The following is a 16,707-nucleotide window of genomic DNA, read 5'->3' as shown; positions in this document are numbered from 1 at the left end:
TATCAACCGCCCGCGGTTGATAAGTACTCACAGGGGCTTTATTCGGGCTTGACGGCCAGGACCGGTTTGCGGCAGGACAGCAGCAGGCGCTGGGCGGTGCTGCCCATCAGGAGCTTCCCGACCGGGGTGCGGTCGCGGATGCCGATCACGAGCAGTTCCGCGCTGGGCGCCGTCATGGCCTCGAGAATCACGTCGACGGTCTCGTCTCCCACGATCTGCCGGACCTCGTGGTCGACCCCGCTCGCGGCCAGCTTGCCTTCGAGTTCCTGGAGGTGCGCGTTGTCGGCGAACGACTGGTCGGCGAGGGAGTCGCCCTTCGAGGTGTTGATCACGAGCAGCGACGTCCCGCGCAGCTGCGCCTCCGCGACACCGTGGTCGAGGGCGGCCCCTCCGAACTGATCAGGGGTGTATCCGACGACGATCATGCGTGTGCCTTCTCTCTGGTGTCGGTGGAGTCGCCACCGGCCGGTCCGTCGGGGAAATCGGGCGACGCGACGGGGTAGTGCGCGCGGACGACCTTGGCGACGAGGGGTGCGATGAGGAGCACTGCGATCACGATATAGACGATGATCGCGACGGGCTCGGTGAACAGGCTGCCCCAGTCACCGCCACCGAGCTGCAGGCTCTGCCGCAGTTGCCGTTCGATGCGCGGTCCGAGGATGACGCCGATGATCAACGGCAGCACCGGCAGCCCGAACCTCCGCATCATCAGACCCATCAGCCCGAACGTCAGCAGCAGTGCGAGGTCGAGCCACTGGAGGTTGACGGCGAACGCGCCCAGCGCGGCGAAGAACAGGATGCCCGCGTAGAGGTAGGGGCGCGGTGTGCGGAGCAGCTTCGCCCACAGCGGTGCGAGCGGAAGATTGAGCACCAGGAGCAGGAAGTTGCCGATGAACAGGCTCGCGATCAGCGTCCAGATCAGCAGCGGTTCCTTCTCGAACAGTGTCGGGCCCGGCTGGATTCCGTACGACACGAAGGCCGTCAGCATGACCGCGGCCGTGGCGTTGGTCGGCAGACCCAGCGACAGCATCGGCACGAGTGTGCCCGCCGCCGACGCGTTGTTGGCCGCCTCCGGCCCGGCGACACCTTCGATGGCGCCCTTGCCGAATTCGTCCTTGTGCTTCGACAGTTTCTTCTCGGTGATGTAGGAGAGGAAGGTGGGCAGTTCGGCGCCGCCTGCGGGTAGTGCGCCGAACGGGAACCCGTAGGCGGTACCCCGCAACCACGGTTTCCACGAACGCTTCCAGTCCTTCTTGCCCATCCACGGCCTGCCGACGGGAATGACCTCGGCCGGCTTGCGGCGGAGGTGAGCGGCCACCCAGAGCGCCTCACCGAGTGCGAACACGGCGACCGCGACGACGACGATGTCGATCCCGTCGGACAGCTGCGGGATGCCGAACGTGGCACGCGGCTGGCCGGTGAGGAAGTCGATGCCGACCAATCCGATCGCGAGACCGAGCAGCAGCGAGATGCATCCGCGGAGCTTCGAGGTTCCGAGGACGGCCGTGACGGCCACGAGGGCGAGCAGCATGATCGCGAGGTAGGACGGGGCTCCGAGGGTGACCGCGAAACTCGACACCATGGGCGCGAACAGCACCAGGAGCATCGTGCCGATCGACCCGGCGACGAACGACCCGATCGCGGCGGTCGCCAGGGCCTGCGCGGCCCTGCCGGCTTTCGCCATCTTGTTGCCCTCGATCGCCGTGATCACCGACGACGACTCCCCCGGTGTGTTCAGCAGGATCGACGTCGTCGACCCGCCGTACATGCCGCCGTAGTAGATGCCGGCGAACATGATGAACGCGGCGCTCGGGCTGACGTTGTAGGTGACGGGCAGCAGGAGGGCCACGGTCATGGCCGGTCCGATGCCCGGGAGGACGCCGACCGCCGTGCCGAGGAGGACGCCGATGCACGCGTACAGCAGATTCATGGGGGTGGCTGCTTGCTCGAACCCCTGCAGCAGCCAGTTCAAATTGTCCATGTCAGAGAATTCCGTCCAGAATGCCTGCGGGCAGCGGTATTCCGAGCCCGACGTAGAACGCGTAGAAGCTGCCGAATCCGAGCACGGCCCCGATCGCGATGTTCCGCACCCAGTACCGGCTGCCCAGAATGGTTGCGGCCCCGGCGAACAGGACGGTGCCGATGATCGCCCAGCCCAGGAAGTCGACGAGCGCGATGGTCACCACGAACAACCCGACGAGCAGTCCCACCGTCTTCCAGTCACCCGGCGAGTCCGGATCGACGTCCTCGCCGCTGTCGGCTTCCCCGGTGGAGCCCCTCAGGATCGCGACGGCCAGCACCACGGCGAAGACCAGCAGTCCACCGCCGATGACGAGCGGGAACAGTCGCGGGCCCACCGGGTCGACCTTCGCGAAACCTTCGCTCAGCGACAGTGCGTCGACGATGAGGAAGACCCCGACCACGGCCATCACCGCGCAGACGATGAACTGTGCGTAGTCCCGCCGCTTCGGCGCCGGGGCCGTGTCCGCGGAGACGGCGGACGGTTCTGCGGACGCGGTCATGTCAGCCCCAATTCGGCCAGGGTGGACGAGACCCGCTCGTCCTGGTCCCGGAGGAACTGCTCGAACTCCGGTCCCGTCGTGAAGGCGTCACTCCAACCGTTCTTCACCAGGGCCTCCTTCCATTCCGGTGTGTCGTGCAACTTGTGGAGCGCCTCGACCATGTCGGCCTTGGCGCCGTCGGACAGTCCGGGCGGCGCCAGGATTCCCCGCCAGTTGGTGAAGGTCAGGTCCACGCCTGCCTCCGTGAGCGTCGGCGCGTCGATACCCTCGACCCGCTCGTTCCCCGACACCGCGAGGACCCGGACCTGGCCGGCCTCGATCTGGTCGACGTACTCGCCGAGTCCCGACGTGCCTGCGGTGATCTTCTGGCCGAGAAGGGCCGTCAGCAGGTCGCCGCCGCCGTCGTAGGACACGTAGTTCACCGCGTTCGGGTCCACTCCCACCGCGCGCGCCGTCTCCATCGGAAACAGGTGGTCCGGGCCGCCGGGCGAGGAACCGCCGCCGATGGTGATCGACGCCGGGTCGGCGCGCCATGCGGCCACGAAGTCGTCGATGGTCTGCAGTGGCGAATCCGCGGGCACGAGGATGCCCTCCTGCTCCTCGACCACCTTGGCCAGCGCGGTGGCCTCGGAGACGCGTGCGGTGGATCCGTTGGTGTAGCCGGCGCCGACGACACCCAGGCCCATCATCATCATGAGGTCGTCGTTGCCGGCCTCGTTCATCAGCCTGGCCATCGCGACCGTTCCACCTGCGCCGATCACGTTGAAGACCTCGACGCGGCCGGTGATGCCCTCGTCTTCCATGATCTTCACCGCGGTCCGCGCCGTGAGGTCGTAGCCGCCGCCCGGACTGTTCGGAACCATCATCCGCACCCTGTGCAGACCCTCGTCCTCGCCGCGGGTGACCCCGCAGCCGGCCACGAGGAGGCCTACGAGCGCGAGCAGGAGCAGCGCGCGTACCCTGCTCCCGCTACCTGTTCTCGACATCGTTCCTCATTTCGCCATGAATGTGATCTTCCGCAATACTGAACCTCAGGGGTGATGTACGTCACCTATGCGAACGAAACGGAACTTAAGTTCATTGTGGTCACCACTTCATCCCCGCGTGCGTAGCCTCGCGGGCCAGGTCCTGCTCCTCCAGCTCGTCGTCGTCGGCGTCGTGCTGCTCGCGGTTGCCGCCGTGTCGGTCCACCAGTCGACCGTGGAATTCCGCGACCTCCAGGGGCAGCGCATGATCGCAGTGGCCGAGAACGTGGCGTCGACCCCGGTGGTGCGCGACCAGCTGTCGGACCGCTCGGTCGAGCGCGTGCTGGCGCCGGAGGTCGATCGCGCCGTCAACCTGTCGGGCGCCACACTCGCCGAGATCGTCGCGCCGAACGGGGCGGTGACCGTGTCGTCCGATCCGACGCGGCTCGGGGTGCCCGCGGAACTCGGCGCCAGCGATGTGATGACCGGACGGGCCTGGTCGGGCGACGTGGACGTCGACGGACGCCGCGCCATCGTCGGACACGTCCCGATCCTGTCCGCCACCGGGGACGTCCTCGCGGTCGTGACCGTCAGCGACGACTACCCGTCCCTCTGGGACCTGCTCAGCAGCGCGGGGGCGCGCCTGCTGTTGTATCTCGGAATCGGCGCCGGTCTCGGGCTTCTCGGCTCGTGGCTGCTGTCCCGCCGGATCAAGACCCACACCCGTGGACTCGAAATCGCCGAGATCGCAAGCCTTGCCGACCATCGCGAGGCCCTCTTGCACAGCATCCGCGAGGGTGTGGTCGCGGTGAACCCCGACGGGGTGATCACCGTGCTCAACGACAGCGCCCAGGAACTGCTCGACCTCACCGACGACGCCGTCGGCCGGCACGTCGACGACGTCGCGCTCGACCCCGCCGTCCGGCAGTACCTCCTCAACGGGGAGGACGGCCGCGACGTGGTGTTGTCGACGTCGTCGCGCATGCTCGCGCTGAGCCGGCGCGCGGCCACCAGCCAGGGGCACAAGATCGGCACCGTCACCACGATGCGCGACAGCACCGAACTGGCATCCATGCAGAGCCAGCTGTCCTCGCACAAGAGTGTCACCGACACCCTGCGGGCGCAGACGCACGAGTTCGCCAACCAGCTGCACACGATCTCGGGTCTGACGCAGCTCGGTGATTACGACGCCGTCACCGACTTCGTCGGCACCCTCACCCGCCGCCGAGCGGAGATCAGTGATGCTGTCACGCAACGCATCTCGGATCCGGCTGTCGCCGCGCTGCTGATCGCGAAGACGTCGCTCGCCGCCGAGACCGGGGTGTCGCTGACATTGGAACCCGACTCGCACCTACACGCCCTCGACCCCGAACTCGCCACCGACGTGATCACCGTCCTCGGCAACCTCATCGACAATGCCGTCGACGTGTCCGAGGGCGGCCGGGACGCGCGGATCTCGATCCGGATCACCGACGACGACGGCATCCTCATCGAGGTCGCCGATTCCGGCCCCGGAGTTCCCGAGACGATGCGGGAGGAGATCTTCTCGCGCGGTGTCACCTCGAAGCCGGGCACCCCCGGTGGCCGCGGAATCGGGCTCGCCCTGGTGCGTCTCGTCAGCTCCCAGCACGGCGGGTCCGCGGCCGTCTCGGACGCACCCGGCACCGGCGGTGCCTTGTTCACCGTCCACGTGCCGCGTAGCTAGACTCTCCGATCATGACGGGACGGCGTGGCGATGTATGAGGTCCTGGTCGTCGACGACGACTTCATGGTCGCGGAGATCCACCGCCGATTCGTCGACAAGACACCGGGGTTCACCACCGTCGGGGTGGCGCGGACCGCCGCCGAGGCCCTCGAATCGGTGCGGACCGCACACCCCGACCTCGTGCTCCTCGACGTGTACCTGCCGGACATGTCCGGCCTCGACGTCCTGCAACGACTGCGTGCGGAGGGCAACGCCGTCGGCGTCATCATGATCACCGCCGCCAGGGAGATCGACACCGTCAGCCGCGCACTGCACGGCGGCGCCTCCGATTATCTGGTCAAACCGTTCGACTACACGCAGCTGCAGGAGAAACTCGAGAACTTCCGCCGCCGTGCCCGCGCCCTCGAATCACAGTCCGGCGCAGACCAATCCCTGATCGACTCCCTGTTCGGCGGCAAGGGCAAGAATCCGGAACCGAGCCGGCTCCCGAAGGGGCTCAGCGCCGAAACCGGGCGCCTGGTGCTCGACATCCTGCGGTCGAAGGGCGAGCTGTCGTCGACCGAATGCGCCGAACTCGCCGGACTGTCCCGGGTCAGTGTGCGCCGTTACCTCGAGCACTACCTGTCCGAGGGACTGCTGGAGGTCCGGCTCGAATACGGGGGCGCCGGCAGGCCCGTCCGCCGGTACCGGCCTGCCCCGCGCTGACCCGGTTCGTCAGGATCGGGTGCAGGCGCCGGCGAGGGCGAACGGTGTCGAGTCGCCGGCATCACGGCGCTCCGCGCGGTCCAGCAGGGCGAGCGTTCCGGAACCGAACGTCGGCGAGTAGGACACCGAGTCGGTGCACCCGCCGTGGTCGAGGCCGCCGACGAGGGCGACGACCCGCGAACCCACGACCCACGGGCCTCCACTCGTTCCCTCGCCGAGACCGTCGCAGACCACCGTCGGATAGCTGTCCGTCGACGTGGTCGCGGCGGTGCACGACACCGGACCGTCCCCGAGGGTCGGATAGCCGGTAACCGCCACGGTGGTCGCGGGTTCCGGCGCGGACGCCAACTCGAATCCCCCACCGACCACCGATTCGACGGCCGCCGGCACGGTGGTTCCGCTCGGGGCCACCCGGAGCACGGCGTAGTCGTGCTCCGGGTCCTGCGACTCCAGCCATGCGGGGTCGACGTAGATCTGGGACACCGTCCACAGTCCGAACGGGGCCACGCCGCGGTCGAATCCGGGTGCGAACGACAGCGCGCCGCCGGACCCCGCGATGCAGTGCGCGGCGGTGAGGACGAGGTCGCCGTCCGCGCTGTCCAGAACCGATCCGGTGCAGACGTGGATGGGCGTGCCGGCCAGGAACAGCGTACCGACGCGAGGATCCGGTGCGTCGGATGCAGGCGCGGCGGCGGCCGATCCCCCGGCTACGCAGGCAGCGAGGAGCAGGCCCACCGCGGCTGCCCCCGTGACGGACGTGCGGGAGGGCGTGACCACAGGACAATCATGCCCCGCTCGTCGCGCGAGGGCAGGCCGATTTCCGCTACCCGCCGCGCGTCAGCTGCGCGGCGGAAGCTGCTGCAGCGCCCACTCGTTGCCGTCGGGGTCGGCAAAGTACACGAAGCGCCCCCACGCCAGGTCCTGTACGTCGCTGACGGGAACGCCGCGGGCGGACAGCTCGGCGTGGGCGGCGTCGGCGTCGTCGATGACGATCTGCAACCCGTGCACCGAGCCGGGCGGCGTGTCGACCAGGCCCTCGCCGACAGCGATCGAGCACGCCGACCCGGGCGGCGTCAGCTGGACGAACCGAACGTTCTCGTTCACGCGGTGGTCGTGGTCGACGACGAAGCCGACCTGGTCGGCGTAGAACGCCTTGGCCCGGTCCACGTCGGACACCGGCAGAATGATCAGCTCGATTTTGTAGTCCATGACCGGATGCTATAGACGGACTCCGACAACCGGGCCGAAACCGGACCGGACCGCGTTCACGCCTGCTGCGCGGCCTTCTCGGCGGCCTGCGCCTGCGCGACCTGTTGCGGGGTGAAGCGGATGAACAGCGCGGCCAGTCCCGCGATGAGGGCGCAGCCGGCACTGCCGACGAGGGCGAACGTGTACCCGTTGCCGAGCGCCTCGAGTTGCGTCGGATTCATGTCGGCGACCTTGCCGGAGATGCCGCCGAGGGACAGCGTGCGTGAGGTGGCCATCGCCCCGATGACGGCGAGGGCGAGGGGTCCGCCGAGGGTCTGCGCCACCTGGGCGATGGCGGCGAGCGGACCGATCTCCGTCTCCGACACACCGGCGATGGCGCACAGCGGGAGCGGGACGACGGCGAGTCCGACACCGAATCCGATACCGATGACCGGCACGAACAGGTTGCCGAGGTAGGTGGCGGAACTGTCGAGAGTCGAGCCGTACAGCAGCCCGACCACCATGATCGCGGCGCCGGCGACCACGAGCCACCGGGGCTGGATCCGCACGGCGAGCTTGGACGCCACCGCGGCCGCGCCGCCGAGGCCGAACGCGAACGGGATGAACGCGAGGCCGGCCTCGAGGGGGCTGTAGCCGAGGATGTCCTGGACGAACAACGCGACGAACGCGGCGACCGTGAACATCACGGCACCGGCGAAGAAGATCGCGACGAGCGTCGCCACCCGGTTCTTGTCGCGGAAGAGGGAGAACGGCAGCAGCGGGTTGTCTGCGGTCCGTTCGACGTACAGGAATGCGCAGAACAGCAGCAGACCGGCGACGAGCGCACCGATCACGTACGGGCTCCCCCACCCGAGTTCCGGACCCTCGGTGAGCGCGAACACCACGCCCGTCGCCGCGACCGTGGCGAGGACCGCCCCGGGAACGTCGAGGGCCAGGCGCTCGCCCGCGGTCTCCTTCAATGCGACGAACGCGCACCCCACGATGACGACACCGATGGGCACGTTGATGAGGAAGATCAGTCGCCACGACACCTCGGTGAGGGCGCCGCCGATGATCAGGCCGGCGATCGACCCGATGCCCGTCATGGCCGCGAAGATCGCGATGGCCTGGTTACGCGCAGGGCCGGCCGCGAACGTGGTCGCGACCAGAGCCAGCGCCGTCGGGGACGCCACCGCGGCGCCGACACCCTGAAGGAACCGGGCGGCGATCAGCATGAACTCGCCCACCGCGAGACCGCACAGCAGCGAGGCGACGGTGAACAGGGCGACACCGCCGACGAACATCTTCTTCCGGCCGAACGCGTCGCCGAGCCGTCCGCCGAGGAGCATGAGGCCACCGAACGCCAGCGCGTACGACGTCAGCACCCAGTTGCGGCCGCTGTCGCTGAGACCGAGATCGGCTTGCAGCGGCGCGAGCGCCAGGTTGGCGACGGTGCCGTCGAGGACCACCATCATCTGCAGCCCGCTGAGCACGATGATCGCAAGCCCCATCACGCGGGTGGCAGCGGGCGGATTCACCGTGGCTCTCGCCGCAGACTTGTTCGACGCCGACGCGCCTTCGGGTACTCGGGATTCAGACACGAGGGTTCACGTTACCCAGCGTCCACAGAAAACCCGGCCACCGGCCCGATGACCACGATGGCAGGCGGCCGGATCTGCTCTTCCTTCACCCGGGCGGCGACGGTCTGGAGATCGGCCCGCACCGTGCGCTGCGTGCGCAGCGTGCCCTCCTGGATGACCGTGACCGGGGTGTCCACCGGACGCCCACCCTCCATGAGGACCGTCGCGAACGCCTCGATGCGCTCGACGGCCATCAGCAACACGATCGTGCCCTTCAACCGGGCGAGTGCCGACCAGTCGACGAGGGAATCCGGGTGGTCGGGGGCGACGTGACCGCTGACGACGACGAACTCGTGGGTGACGCCTCGATGAGTGACCGGGATGCCGGCGGCCGACGGCACCGAGATGGCACTGGTGATGCCGGGGACGACCGTGACGGGCACACCCGCCGCGGCGCACGCCTCGAGTTCCTCGTAGCCGCGGCCGAACACGTACGGGTCGCCGCCCTTGAGCCGCACCACGAACTTGCCTGCCTTGGCTCCGTCGATGAGGGCGGCGTTGATCGCCTCCTGCGCCATCGCACGGCCGTAGGGGATCTTCGCGGCGTCGATGACCTCGACGTCGGAGCCCAGTTCGGCGAGCAGTTCCGGCGGGGCGAGGCGGTCGGCGACCACGATGTCGGCGCGGGCGAGCAGTCGCCGGCCGCGGACGGTGATGAGGTCGGGGTCGCCCGGGCCGCCGCCCACCAGTGCGACACCGGCCGCCGGGTGGTCGGCGGTGTCGGCGACCGCACCGGATTGCAGGCCCTCGACGAGGGCGGTGCGCACTGCGGCGGACCGGCGGTGGTCGCCGCCCGCCAGCACGCCGATGCTCATCCCGTCGTAGCTTGCGCTCGCGGGTGTGACGGCGGTGCCGTAGCGGGCGTTGTCGGCTCGGACGCAGAAGACACGATTCCGCTCGGCCTCGGCGACGATCGCCGCGTTGGTGTCCGGTTCGTCTGTGCACGCGATGGCGTACCAGGCGTCGGCGAGGTCGCCGTCCCGGTATTCGCGAAGGTCCAGTGTGATCTGTCCCGCGGTGGCCATTCCCTCGACCGCCGGCGTGACCGCACGGCTGATCAGGTGCACCCGCGCACCCGATGCGATCAGGAGCCCGAGCCTGCGCTGTGCCACTGTTCCGCCACCGACCACGACCACACGACGATCGGCCAAATTGAGTCCGACCAGGTAGTTGGTCTCGTCTCCGGTGGCAGCAGTCACGCGCTCTCCCCGTTTCTCCTGAAAATCGTGCATGTCTCGTCTCGAACCTACGAAACTTTACGGGCTGCGGCGACGACGACGCCATTCGCGGACCACTTGGTCACGATCAAGGGCCCGCCCCCCGCGCCGAGCACCGCCGCCGCTTCTGCGACGCTCGGCGATCCCGTCGCCGAGTGCACGCGGTCCGACGGGTTCGCCACCTCGACGGCGGCCAGTTCCCCGGAGGCGAATCCGCGGACGGGGACACCCAACGCCGCTGCCGCATCCCGGACAGCCGGCTCCGCGGCCTTGCGGTCGAGGGTGCACAGGCAGTCCAGTGTCGCGTCCGAACCCGGGTTCGCGGACGTCAGCACGTGTCGGACGGCGGCGAGGATGTCGGTGCTGCTCGCTGCCGCGCGGAACCCGACGCCGACGCAGACGTCACCCATGCGCGGCGAAGGTGCGGGCCGCGGCCACGAAACGGGTGATCGCCTCCGGGTGACCCGCAGGGTGCGTGTGCAGGTACGAGGCGTGCACGCCGCCGCGGACGAAACCCTCGCGCGCAGGGTCGCCGTCCCAGGGCCGCCAGCCCCAGGCCGACGCGAAGCCGTCCGCCTCGGCCGCGGCGAGCGACGTGCGATGGAACTCGTGGCCGACCACCCGCTCACCCGCCGCGAAGAGTGCAGAGTCCGCCACCGCCACCGCCTCGCGGTACCCGAGCGTGAGACGAGACCCGAACGAGGCGTCGACCCCGACCACGGAGGCCATCGCGTGCCCGTCGAGACTGCGAGCGAGGTAGAGCAGACCGGCGCACTCCGCATGGATCGGCGCACCCGCCGTGGCGAGTTCACGGATCTGCGTCAGGAGCGCGGAGTTTTCCGCGAGCTCGACGGCGTGTTCCTCGGGGAAACCACCGGGCAGCACCACACCGCTCGTGCCGGGCGGCAACGCGTCGTGCAGGGGGTCGAACGTGATCACGTCCGCACCGGCGGCGCCCAGGAGTTCGCGGTGTTCGGCGTACCCGAACGTGAACGCCCGGCCCCCGGCGATCGCCACGACCGGGCGCGGGCCTGGGAGAATCGGACCGGCCTCGGCGGCGGGGTCCCACACCGGCCCGTCGACCGCCGACGACGCGAGCGCGCGGATTGCAGGCAGATCGAGGTGGCGGGCGGCCAATCGGGTCATCGCGTCGACGGCGGCCACCGCGTCGGCCCCGTGCTCCGCCGCCGGGATCAGCCCGAGATGTCGGGACGGGACCTCCAGTTCGGCCATCCGCGGCACGGCGCCGAGCACGGGGAGCCCGACGCGCTCGCATGCCTGTCGCAGCACCTGTTCGTGCCGCGGGCTTCCCACCCGGTTGAGGATCACCCCGCCGATGCGGACCCCGGTGTCGTAGGTGGCGAAGCCGTGCAGGACCGCGGCCAGGCTCTGGCTGTGCCCGCGGGCGTCGACCACGAGCACGACCGGGGCGCCGAGCAGTGCCGCCACCTGGGCCGTCGATCCCTCGGCCGACGGTTCCTGCGACGCGGCGTCGATCTTGCCGTCGAACAGGCCCATGACGCCCTCGACGACCGCGAGGTCGCATCCCGAACTGCCGTGCCGGTACAGCGGGGCGATCCGCTGCGCGCCCACCATGACCGGGTCGAGATTGCGTCCCGGACGTCCGGCCGCGAGCCCGTGATATCCGGGGTCGATGTAGTCGGGGCCGACCTTGAACGGTGCCACCGTGCAGCCCGACTCACGGAGTGCTCCCACCAAACCGGTTGCGACAGTGGTCTTTCCGCTGCCCGATGCCGGAGCGGCGATGACCACCGCCGGCGCCGCGGGGAGCGTGGTCACCACTCGATGCCCCGCTGGCCCTTCCGGCCGGCGTCCATCGGGTGCTTGACCTTGGTCATCTCCGTCACCAGATCCGCGGCGTCGATCAGTGCCTGCGGGGCGTCGCGGCCCGTGATCACCACGTGCTGGTTGCCGGGCCGGTTCTGCAGGACCTCGACCACCTCGTCGACGTCCACCCACCCCCACTTCAGGGGATAGGTGAACTCGTCCAGCACGTAGAACCGGTGTTCCTCGGCTCCCAGCCGGCGGGCGATCTCGCGCCATCCCTCGGCGGCCGCGGCGGCGTGGTCTTCCTCGCTGCCGTGCTTGCGCGTCCACGACCAGCCCTCGCCCATCTTGTGCCACTGCACCGACCCACCGACACCGGTGTCCTCGTGCAGCTGACCGAGGGCGCGGAAGGCCGCTTCCTCCCCCACCTTCCACTTGGCACTCTTGACGAACTGGAACACCCCGACGTCGAATCCCTGATTCCAGGCACGCAGCGCCATGCCGAATGCCGCCGTCGACTTCCCCTTGCCCGGTCCGGTGTGGACCGCGAGCACGGGAGCGTTGCGTCGCTGACGTGTGGTGAGGCCGTCGTTCGGAACGTTCTCGGGAACACCCTTGGGCATGTGTCTTCTCTCTCCCCTACCGAAGCCGCGTCCGGATCACGCCGCGGCGCGGACGACGCCCGCGACCTGCTGCGCGGACAATTCACCGAGGCGCACGTAGCCGCCCCGCAGCCGGCGGGCCAGCTCCGCGGCCAGCCCGAGCCGGACCACGCCGGTCTCGCAGTCGACGACCACCGACGCGACCGAGCTGTCGGCGAGCAGTCCCGCGGCCACCGTGGCCCGGTGCAGTGCGTTCTTGCCACCCGTCGCCCGCCCGTCCGTGAGTGCGACGACGAGGGCGCGGCGCTGCGGATCGCGGAGACGTTCCCGCAGCACGACCTCACGCGCGCGCAGGAATCCTTCTGCCAGCGGGGATTTGCCGCCCGTCTTCATTCCGCGCAGGCGGCGGACGGCGATGTCCACCGAAGACGTGGGCGGCAGAACCAGTTCCGCGGCTCGCCCACGAACCGTGATCACCGCGACCTTGTCGCGGCGCTGGTAGGCGTCGCGCAGCAGTGAGACGACGGCACCGGTCACGGCGGACAATCGGTCACGGGCCGCCATCGACCCGGACGCGTCCACGACGAACACCACGAGGTTGCCCTCGCGGCCCTCGCGAATCGCCCCGCGCAGATCGGCGGAGTCCAGGATCATCCGGCCGGCGCTCCGGCCGCGGGCGACCTGCCGCTCAGCGGCGGCGAAGAGCGTGCCCACCAGGTGGAGTCCGTTCCCCTGTTCGGCGGTGGAGCGCACCGCGCGACCGCGGGACGAGCGCGAACGGGAACGCCGGCCCGGCGCGCCCTCGCCGACTCCGGGTACCTCGAGGAGCTTGGTGGCGAACTGGGTGCCGGTCGGTCCCGCCGGGCGTTCCGGGGGTGCCGGAGCGCCGCCTCCGGGCCCGTCGGGATCGTCGGGCCCCTCGGGGTCGGTGTCCCCGCCGTCCGGTCCGGGCGGGGTGCCGGGCGGAGTTCCCGGCTCCTGCTCCGGCGGTTCCTCGGCACCGGACCTGGCGTCTTCGTCGGCCTGACGGAGAGCGTCGTCGAGCTGCTGTTCATCGAGGCCGGGTTCGTCGAACGGATCCCGGCGGCGGCGGTGCGGCAAGGTCAGCTCGGCGGCGACCCGCACGTCCTCCGCCGTGACGGCGCCTGCGCCCCGCCATGCGGCGTGCGCGGTCGCGGTCCGGGCGAGGACGAGATCGGCGCGCATGCCGTCCACGTCGAACGACGCACAGAGAGAAGAGATTCGGCGCAACTCGACGTCGTCGAGCTCGACGGAGTCGAGCCGGTCGCGGGCCTCGAGGATGGCGGCCGCCAGGGCGGCGTCCTGCTCGGCGTAGCGCTCGGCGAACCGTGCCGGGTCACGCTCGAAGTCGAGGCGCCGCCGGACCACCTCCATGCGCACGTCCACCTCCCGCGACGCGGCGACGTCGACGGCCAGCCCGAACCGGTCGAGGAGCTGCGGCCGGAGCTCGCCCTCCTCCGGGTTCATCGTGCCGACCAGCACGAATCGGGCGGCGTGCGAGTGCGAGATGCCGTCACGCTCGATGTGAACGCGGCCCATCGCCGCCGCGTCGAGGAGCACGTCGACCAGATGGTCGTGCAGAAGATTGACCTCGTCGACGTACAGGACACCCTGATGGGCGGCCGACAGCAGCCCGGGTTGGAACGCGCGCTCACCGTCGCGCAGGACCTTCTCGAGATCGAGGGAACCGACGACGCGGTCCTCCGTGGCTCCGACCGGCAGTTCGATCAGTCGCGCCGGGCGCGTCCCGTTCTCGTCGTGCACCGCGGGCAGCAGTGCGGTGAGAGCACGGACCACCGTCGACTTGGCCGTCCCCTTCTCACCGCGGACGAGAACACCGCCGATACCGGGGTGGACCGCGCAGAGGATGAGGGCGAGGCGCAACCGGTCCTGACCGACCACCGCACTGAACGGGAATCCCCACGAAAAGTCGGGTCGAACCTGGTCCACTTCACGATCCGTACGCACGCTGCATCCCTTCACGTCCCGGTTTCCTCGCCGAGAGCTTTGGCCGGTACGAACGCCGCGGCAATCTGGCTGGGAGACCGGATCGGCAACCAGGGTGGTGGCAGCCGGTCAGAGATCCGTCACAGTGGCGGGACCGCGCCTGATTCGAACAGGACTTCCCCGCGGACATTCACCTGACGACCCTAGTCGGCGCTCACTGCGCGGCGCTCGACGGGGCCGCCTCCGCCGCCTCGTACGCGACACCGCCGTCGCCGAAGGCGGCACCGCCGCCGCGCCGCATGGGGACGTGCGGGATGCCGTCCTCGACGAACTCTTCGCCGTCCGGCTTGAAACCGTGCTTGGCGTACATCTCCACCAGATACGTCTGCGCGTTGATGCGGCACGGCGCGTCGCCGACCTCGGCGAGCGCGGCGCGCAGCAGACGCGTCGTGTGCCCCTGCCCGCGCGCCGGCCGCGACGTGCACAGCCGACCGATGCGGAACGACGTGGTGCCGTCGGCGTGCTCCTCGAGGAGGCGGAGAGTGCAGACCACTTGACCGTCCTGCTCCAGCCAGAAGTGGCGGGTCTCGGCCAGCAGATCACGGCCGTCGAGTTCCGGGTACGGGCACGCCTGCTCGACGACGAAGACCTCTACGCGAAGCTTGAGCAACTCGTAGAGCGTCTTGTTGTCGAGATCGAGTGCCCACGAACGCTTGAGTGCTGCAGTTGCCGTCATGACAGGCAACTATCGCACAGCACCGGCAAGTGTGCGCGCCCGCGAACCCGGGCCGGTCGGTGCGTCAGACCGCGACCGACGCGTCCTCCACATTGCTGGTGTCGAGCTGGAGCACCTTCGACGTCCAGTCCCACACCTGCGAGAACAGCGCGGTGTCGTCGGAGAGCTTCACGCCCAGCGACGGCACCATTTCCTGGAGCTTCGGCTTCCAGGACTCGTACTGGGCCGGGAAGCAGCGCTGCAGCACGTCGAGCATGGCGGGCACCGCGGTCGACGCACCCGGCGACGCACCGAGCAGGCCCGCGATGGTGCCGTCAGCGGCGTTGACGACGGCGGTGCCGAACTCGAGAACGCCGCCCTTGCCCTTGGCTCGACGGATGACCTGGACGCGCTGGCCCGCGGTGATCAGTTCCCAGTCCTTGCCGAGCGCCTTCGGGACGAACTCCCGCAGAGTCTCGATCCGGCCGGCCTCGGACATCGCGAGCTCACTGATCAGGTACTTGACGAGACCGAGTTCGCTGACGCCGACACCGAGCATCGAGAGCAGGTTGTTCGGCTTGACCGAGCTGGGCAGGTCGGTGACGCGGCCCTGTTTGAGGAACTTGGGCGACCAGCCGGCGTACGGCCCGAACAGCAGTCCGGGCTTGTTGCCGATCACGCGGGTGTCGAGGTGCGGAACCGACATGGGCGGCGCGCCGACGGCGGCCTTGCCGTAGACCTTGGCGCGGTGCTGGTCGATGAGCTCCGGGTTGGTGCAGCGCAGGAACGCGCCGCTGACGGGGAACCCGCCGAAGCCCTTGGCCTCCTCGATGCCGGACTTCTGCAGCAGGTGCAGCGCACCGCCACCGGCGCCGACGAACACGAACTTGGCGCGCACGACCTTCTTCACACCGTTGCGGCGGTTGGTGACCTTGACCACCCAGCTGCCGTCGGACTGTTTGGTGAGGTCGGTGACCTCGTGCCCGAAGTGGACGACGCCGCCGGATGCGCCGACGTAACCGAGGAGCTGCTTGGTCAGGGCGCCGAAGTCGACGTCGGTTCCGTCCTGGGTCCAGTTGAGGGCGACGGGATCGCTGAAGTCGCGGCCCTTCGCCATCAACGGCAGGCGACGGGTGAACTCGTCGGGTGCGTCGATGTACTCCATGCCCGCGAACAGGGGGTGACCGGCGAGGGCGTCGTAGCGGGCCCGCAGGTACTTCGCGTTGGCCTCGCCGTGCACGAAGCTCACGTGCGGGATGGGGTTGATGAACTCCTTGGGCTGCGTGAGCACACCGCTCTCGACACCGTGCGCCCAGAACTGCCGCGACACCTGGAACTGCTCGTTCACGTTGACGGCCTTCGTGATGTCCACGGTGCCGTCGGCGTTCTGCGGGGTGTAATTGAGCTCACACAGCGCGGAGTGGCCGGTGCCCGCGTTGTTCCACGGGTCGCTGCTCTCGGCGGCTACTGCGTCGAGCCGCTCGAATGTGGTGATCGACCAATCGGGCTGCACCTGACGCAGGATCGCTCCCAGCGTCGCGCTCATGATGCCCGCGCCAACCAGCACTACATCCGTTTTCGTCTCTACCGCATTCTGATCTGACACTGGAGTATCGACTTCCTTGTCCATAGCCGTACGCGCATACGCCTGCCGTGTTCGCCGGATAGGTTACCCGCGCGTATGAGCGAGAA

Annotated in this window: 16 protein-coding genes; 2 read left to right on the top strand and 14 right to left on the bottom strand. The window is 69.4% G+C overall.

Translation table 11 applies throughout. From position 1 onward, the window contains the following. Positions 1 to 38: 38 nt before the first annotated feature. From ACNJ7E_RS21955 to ACNJ7E_RS21940, 4 genes are read right to left on the bottom strand one after another with little or no spacing between them, the layout of a single operon-like run. Complete coding sequence (locus ACNJ7E_RS21955; protein ID WP_418340948.1) at positions 39 to 425, bottom strand: universal stress protein; 387 nt, start codon at positions 423 to 425, stop codon at positions 39 to 41. Continuing rightward, positions 422 to 1,981: a tripartite tricarboxylate transporter permease gene (locus ACNJ7E_RS21950; protein ID WP_280784628.1), complete on the bottom strand. Its 1,560-nt coding sequence runs from the start codon at positions 1,979 to 1,981 to the stop codon at positions 422 to 424. Before ACNJ7E_RS21950 ends, ACNJ7E_RS21955 begins: the two co-directional genes overlap by 4 nt. 1 nt (position 1,982) lies before the next feature. Next, positions 1,983 to 2,522 carry a tripartite tricarboxylate transporter TctB family protein gene (locus tag ACNJ7E_RS21945; RefSeq protein WP_418340947.1) on the bottom strand — a complete coding sequence of 180 codons (540 nt, stop codon included), beginning with the start codon at positions 2,520 to 2,522 and terminating at the stop codon, positions 1,983 to 1,985. Further along, positions 2,519 to 3,508, bottom strand: a complete 990-nt coding sequence (locus tag ACNJ7E_RS21940) for a Bug family tripartite tricarboxylate transporter substrate binding protein (protein ID WP_280784626.1) — start codon at positions 3,506 to 3,508, stop codon at positions 2,519 to 2,521. Before ACNJ7E_RS21940 ends, ACNJ7E_RS21945 begins: the two co-directional genes overlap by 4 nt. 67 nt (positions 3,509 to 3,575) lie before the next feature. Between ACNJ7E_RS21940 and ACNJ7E_RS21935 the strand changes: the two genes are divergently transcribed. Both ACNJ7E_RS21935 and ACNJ7E_RS21930 read left to right on the top strand, forming a co-directional pair. Next, positions 3,576 to 5,192, top strand: coding sequence for a sensor histidine kinase (locus ACNJ7E_RS21935; RefSeq protein WP_283334761.1), 1,617 nt, complete (start codon positions 3,576 to 3,578; stop codon positions 5,190 to 5,192). A 30-nt stretch (positions 5,193 to 5,222) separates the two neighbouring features. Then, entirely contained in the window at positions 5,223 to 5,897 is a 675-nt protein-coding gene (locus ACNJ7E_RS21930) for a response regulator (protein ID WP_025432363.1), read from the top strand. 9 nt (positions 5,898 to 5,906) lie between these two features. Here ACNJ7E_RS21930 and ACNJ7E_RS21925 read toward each other — a convergent pair whose 3' ends face one another. The 10 genes from ACNJ7E_RS21925 to mqo all read right to left on the bottom strand — a co-directional run bounded on the left by ACNJ7E_RS21925 (position 5,907) and on the right by mqo (position 16,645). Beyond that, on the bottom strand, positions 5,907 to 6,674 hold the full coding sequence (locus ACNJ7E_RS21925) for a trypsin-like serine peptidase (RefSeq protein ID WP_418340946.1): 768 nt from the start codon (positions 6,672 to 6,674) through the stop codon (positions 5,907 to 5,909). 60 nt (positions 6,675 to 6,734) lie between these two features. Beyond that, on the bottom strand, positions 6,735 to 7,106 hold the full coding sequence (locus ACNJ7E_RS21920; RefSeq protein ID WP_105419330.1) for a glyoxalase superfamily protein: 372 nt from the start codon (positions 7,104 to 7,106) through the stop codon (positions 6,735 to 6,737). A gap of 56 nt (positions 7,107 to 7,162) precedes the next feature. Beyond that, positions 7,163 to 8,596, bottom strand: coding sequence for an MFS transporter (locus ACNJ7E_RS21915; RefSeq protein WP_105419418.1), 1,434 nt, complete (start codon positions 8,594 to 8,596; stop codon positions 7,163 to 7,165). 101 nt (positions 8,597 to 8,697) lie between these two features. Further along, positions 8,698 to 9,924, bottom strand: a complete 1,227-nt coding sequence (gene cobA, locus ACNJ7E_RS21910; RefSeq protein WP_418340945.1) for a uroporphyrinogen-III C-methyltransferase — start codon at positions 9,922 to 9,924, stop codon at positions 8,698 to 8,700. A 47-nt stretch (positions 9,925 to 9,971) separates the two neighbouring features. Continuing rightward, complete coding sequence (locus ACNJ7E_RS21905; protein ID WP_418340944.1) at positions 9,972 to 10,352, bottom strand: cobalamin biosynthesis protein; 381 nt, start codon at positions 10,350 to 10,352, stop codon at positions 9,972 to 9,974. After that, entirely contained in the window at positions 10,345 to 11,745 is a 1,401-nt protein-coding gene (locus tag ACNJ7E_RS21900; protein ID WP_418340943.1) for a cobyrinic acid a,c-diamide synthase CobB, read from the bottom strand. The genes ACNJ7E_RS21905 and ACNJ7E_RS21900 overlap by 8 nt, the downstream gene beginning before the upstream one ends. Beyond that, entirely contained in the window at positions 11,739 to 12,353 is a 615-nt protein-coding gene (cobO, locus tag ACNJ7E_RS21895) for a cob(I)yrinic acid a,c-diamide adenosyltransferase (RefSeq protein ID WP_105419336.1), read from the bottom strand. The genes ACNJ7E_RS21900 and cobO overlap by 7 nt, the downstream gene beginning before the upstream one ends. Positions 12,354 to 12,389: 36 nt before the next feature. Further along, positions 12,390 to 14,303 (bottom strand): VWA domain-containing protein, encoded by a 1,914-nt coding sequence (locus ACNJ7E_RS21890; RefSeq protein WP_418340942.1) that lies wholly within the window; start codon positions 14,301 to 14,303, stop codon positions 12,390 to 12,392. A gap of 211 nt (positions 14,304 to 14,514) precedes the next feature. After that, entirely contained in the window at positions 14,515 to 15,036 is a 522-nt protein-coding gene (locus ACNJ7E_RS21885) for a GNAT family N-acetyltransferase (protein ID WP_418340941.1), read from the bottom strand. Positions 15,037 to 15,100: 64 nt separating this feature from the next. After that, entirely contained in the window at positions 15,101 to 16,645 is a 1,545-nt protein-coding gene (gene mqo, locus ACNJ7E_RS21880) for a malate dehydrogenase (quinone) (RefSeq protein ID WP_418340940.1), read from the bottom strand. Positions 16,646 to 16,707: the final 62 nt, after the last annotated feature.

The organism is Rhodococcus mengyinensis (assembly GCF_048381435.1).
GTDB lineage: Bacteria > Actinomycetota > Actinomycetes > Mycobacteriales > Mycobacteriaceae > Rhodococcus_F > Rhodococcus_F opacus_D.
This window is presented reverse-complemented; position numbering and strand designations above follow the sequence as displayed.